General features: G+C 60.8%; 1 protein-coding gene. It reads right to left on the bottom strand.

The genetic code is table 11. The features are described 5' to 3' along the window. Positions 1 to 1,117, bottom strand: a protein-coding gene (locus CSC94_RS23955; RefSeq protein ID WP_099308860.1) for an IS3 family transposase whose coding sequence is annotated in 2 segments (ribosomal slippage) — positions 1 to 868 and positions 868 to 1,117 — 1,118 coding nt annotated over the 2 segments. Because the reading frame shifts where the segments join, the coding sequence is not laid out codon by codon here. This gene is flagged as partial in the annotation. Positions 1,118 to 1,181: the final 64 nt, after the last annotated feature.

Raw genomic sequence — 1,181 nt, 5'->3', positions numbered from 1 at the left:
ATGGGGCTTAGATAGCCGAATTTGGAATGTCGCCGCCGCGGATTGTAGAAGCGCTCTATGTAGTCGAATACGTCGGCGCGGGCGGCATCTCGGGTGCGGTAAACCTTGCGGGCGGTCCGTTCGGTTTTCAACGAAGAGAAGAAGCTCTCCATCGCCGAATTGTCCCAGACGTTGCCGGCCCGGCTCATCGAGCAGGTAATGCCATTGTCGAGGAGCAGGCGCTGGAACTGCTCGCTGGTGTATTGCGACCCCTGGTCCGAATGATGCAGCAGCGCATCGGCCTTGCCCCTTCGCCAGACCGCCATCATCAGCGCATCCATGACCAGCGCGGCATCGCGATCCGCCTTCATGGACCAGCCGACGATACGGCGTGAGAACAGGTCCAGCACGACCGCAACATACAGCCAGCCCTCCGCTGTCCAGATATAGGTGAAGTCGGCCAGCCATTTCCGGTTCGGCTGGTCGGCCTTGAAGTCCCGGTCAAGGATATTGTCGGCGATGACCGATCGCTCTCCGTCATCCTTGGGCTTTCCGCGTCGCCTGGGCCGCGCTCTCATCGCATTCAGCCGCATCAGTCGCTCGACCCTGTGCAGGCCGCAGGCGAGCCCTTCTTCAAGCAGGTCACGCCAGACGCGGCGGGCGCCATAAGTGCGATCGCTGGCCTTGAAGCTCTCGTCGATGGCGATCACGAGCTTCGCATCGTGGGTCGCTCTGGCACTGATGGGTCGTCTGAGCCAGGCGTGAAAGCCCGATCGCGAGACGCCCAGAACCTCGCACATCCAGCTGACAGGCCAGATATGCCTGTGCTTGGCAACGAAAGCGAAGGTCATGTCGCTTCCCGCGCAAAGAATGCTGCGGCCTTTTTTAGGATGTCACGCTCCGCCTTGAGCTTGGCGACCTCCTTCTTCAGGGCCGCGATCTCGGCCAACTCGGCGCGCTGCTGCCCGTTGCCGGGAAAGGCCGTTGCAGGTGCCAATGCCGCCTCACGCATCCAGCGGCGCAGAACATTTTCGGCTAATTCCAGATCCCGGCATGCTTGGGAGACCGAAACACCTCGTTCGGTTACCAGCTTCACCGCCTCGATCTTGAACTCGCGGCTGAACTTCCGTCTCGTCATATCCACTCTCCAGTTCCTTGGTCACGATCTTATCTTCGTGTCCACGAAACCGGCAGCAGGCCAT

It is taken from the genome of Zhengella mangrovi, assembly GCF_002727065.1.
GTDB classification, from domain to species: Bacteria; Pseudomonadota; Alphaproteobacteria; order Rhizobiales; family Rhizobiaceae; genus Zhengella; species Zhengella mangrovi.
The sequence above is the reverse complement of the archived record's forward strand: the minus strand, read 5'-3'. Positions and strand labels throughout refer to the sequence as shown.